This is a genomic window from Mesobacillus sp. (assembly GCF_049588175.1).
Lineage (GTDB): Bacteria > Bacillota > Bacilli > Bacillales > Cytobacillaceae > Mesobacillus.
Genome location: NZ_JBAVFI010000711.1, coordinates 1 through 2,887 on the forward strand (window position 1 = coordinate 1; position 2,887 = coordinate 2,887).

Below are 2,887 nucleotides of genomic sequence, written 5' to 3' on the forward strand. Positions count from 1 at the left end.
GATTAGTGTCGTATTACCAGTTTACAACGGAGGGAAATTCCTTAACGCGACCATTAGCAGTCTATTAAACCAAACGGAAAAAGAATTGGAACTGGTTATTGTTAACGATGGTTCTACTGACAATAGCGAAGAAGTAATCCTTAGCTTCAATGATCCGCGGATTAAATATTTTAAACAAGAAAATAAAGGAGTGGCCGAAGCCTTCAATAAGGGGTTATCAGAGGCGGAAGGAGATTTCATTACGTTTCATGGAGCCGATGACATATCCTTGCCACACCGTTTTGAATCGTCTTTGAGAATTCTTAATAATAGCGATATGAGATTTGTGCATTCTGATATGCTCCTGATTACTGAAAATGGATCTCCTTTTGGCTACTGGCAGTCTGCTAACATTTTGCCGGAAAATCTGTATTCATTCTTCCTGAATGTCGGAACCCCATTCAACAATCCGACAATGGTTTTTAAAAGGGAAGCATTAAAAAGCGAGATTATGTATGACCCTACAATAAAGGTCGGATCAGATACGGATTTCATTTTAAAGGCAATAAAGAGTGACAGCCTGTCCTATCATATCCCGGAGCCTCTGTATTTATATAGAAGGCATCAGACGAATGTGACCAATCAGAAAAACTACGATGTGTTGTCCCGTCATGTAAAATTGAACATCACTGATGAGGATCTGAGAAACATTCCGGAAGCAAATTGGAGTCCGGACGGGTCTGGTTACAATCTATTCGCTGCTAAACTAATTGCAGGAATTGGTCTATCAAGAAGGTGGATGATGAATGAAGCTTTCATCCTTTTTAACAGGGCAATTCCATTGATTAAAAGTGAAAGGGACCGTGTTTTTTATGAGGGAATGAAGGGACTCATCGAAAGAGACTATCAACGGGCGGTTAAACACTTCAGCAAAATAGAAAACCGGAATCATTTAGAGGAAAATTATTTAGGGGAAGCGTTATTGTTCTTGAAAAAATATAATGAGGCCTACTCACACTTTATTAAAGCGTTAGAAATATATCCCCTGTATCATTCCCCGGTTCAGAATCTTAAAGCCCTAGGCATGATTAAAGGACTAAATGTCCTGGATAAACAGATGAATAAATATAAATAAGCCCCCCGATCAAGCAGGGGGTTCTTCTATATACAAAGCTAGTAATTTATTCGAAAAGCAGCACCAAGGCTAGAAAAGCTAGATTAAAAAAAATACACCTGAGATTTCCGGCAATCAAAGGAGTTGTATGGATTGAAAGATAAGCTCAAAATTTTATTGCTGATAAAGCCATTTTGGACGAAATTCCCGAAGCATAAGCCGAAATATGAAACCATTACGGCTTTAGAAAACTTTGCAGAGGTCAGATATTGGCACAGGGACGGAAACATCAAGGATATATTAAAGAAAATCGATTTCAAACCCGATTTCATTCTTCAATATGATGTAGCCTGGGGATATGCCTTTTCTCCGATTGTTAGCGGTCTTAATCAGATTGATATTCCTAAAGGTTGTGTGGTTATTGATATTCATTACTTTCCATATGTAAGAAGGCAATATTTTAAGGATACGAATATCGATATGATTTTTTCACTCACCAAGTCCCCATTTTTGAAAACATTTCCTGAATGCCAGGATAAATTCAGGTGGTGGCCTTTTTCCATTAATCCTGAGATTTTCAAAGATTGGCAGTTGGAAAAAGACATAGATTACTTATTGATGGGCCAGGTTTATGATCCTGATGGGACGAATAATACGAATACCCCAAAAGGGAGATATCCCTTCAGGGAGGAAGTTTTAAAGAAAATGAAGGATGTTGATGGATTTGTCTATCATTCTCATCCTGGGCACGATGCCCCTCCAACTGCCATATTAAATGAGAAATATGCCCAGGAGTTAAACCGTTCTAACATTTTCTTCACTTGCGGTGGTGTCTATAAATATCCAGTTTTAAAATATTTCGAAGCTCTAGCGTGCAGGACACTGCTGCTTGCCGAGCCCGTCCAGGATATCCTTGACCTTGGTTACAAGGATGGTCAACATTTTGTCCCATGTGATCTTTCAAACTTCCGGGAGAAGGCACTTTATTATCTGGATCACGAAAAAGAACGGCAGCTGATCACTGATAATGGATATGAACTTATTCATAAGTATCATACAAATGACGCAAGAGCTCAGCAATTGGTTCATTATATTGAAGAGTTTTTAGCTGGACAGGATAAGTGATTGCAGGGTTTGAGAATCAATTATAAGTGAATATTTTTGATTGGCTCAAAAAGACGAGGTATGGAAATCTCGTCTTTATATTTTTTAAAAATATGCCGGTGGTAACTTGCTATGCAGCTAATACACATTTTAATTGACTGGTATACATGTCCAAGAACTTGTCCTGACTGTTACATACTATATAATAAGTCTTTTTATTCCTTGGTAGTGTGTTATCGGTTGAAAAAAGCTGAAAAAAAAGGGGGACATCTATGGATGCACGTAGTTACTATCAAATGTTGATTAAGAAATTTCCCAAAGGAGAGCTGGGAAAAGGGTTGGAGCCTACTTTTCCAGGTACATCATATCAGCCTATGACCTATGGATTGCTGCTTTCCTCTGAAACTATTTATTATCGAAAGTATCGCGAAAAAAACACTTTGGATAGAATTCAGGAGCTTGTGAACTGGGTGATTGAAAACAAAGATTTAGATAAGGACGGCATTTCGGGATGGGGGCTGCCTCATGAATGGGATGCATATCAGAACGATTCCATTAACCCGCCCAATCACCCATATACCATTACAACATCCATTGTCATGAATGGTTTTTTGGATGTTTTGTCAATGCTGAACTTGGTCTCCTATAAGGAAAGATCAGTCATTCTGGACATCCTGGCTAAGACTGCAC

3 protein-coding genes are annotated in these 2,887 nt (G+C 38.6%); all 3 read left to right on the plus strand.

Annotation, left to right across the window (positions count from 1 at the left end):
• The coding region (locus tag WB217_RS17290; RefSeq protein ID WP_423994525.1) for a glycosyltransferase at positions 1-1,114 on the plus strand (1,114 nt) is incomplete at its 5' end.
• A 132-nt stretch (positions 1,115-1,246) separates the two neighbouring features.
• On the plus strand, positions 1,247-2,218 hold the full coding sequence (locus WB217_RS17295; protein ID WP_423994526.1) for a glycosyltransferase family protein: 972 nt from the start codon (positions 1,247-1,249) through the stop codon (positions 2,216-2,218).
• 251 nt (positions 2,219-2,469) lie between these two features.
• Positions 2,470-2,887: hypothetical protein (locus WB217_RS17300; protein WP_423994527.1), on the plus strand; the 418-nt coding region annotated here is incomplete at its 3' end.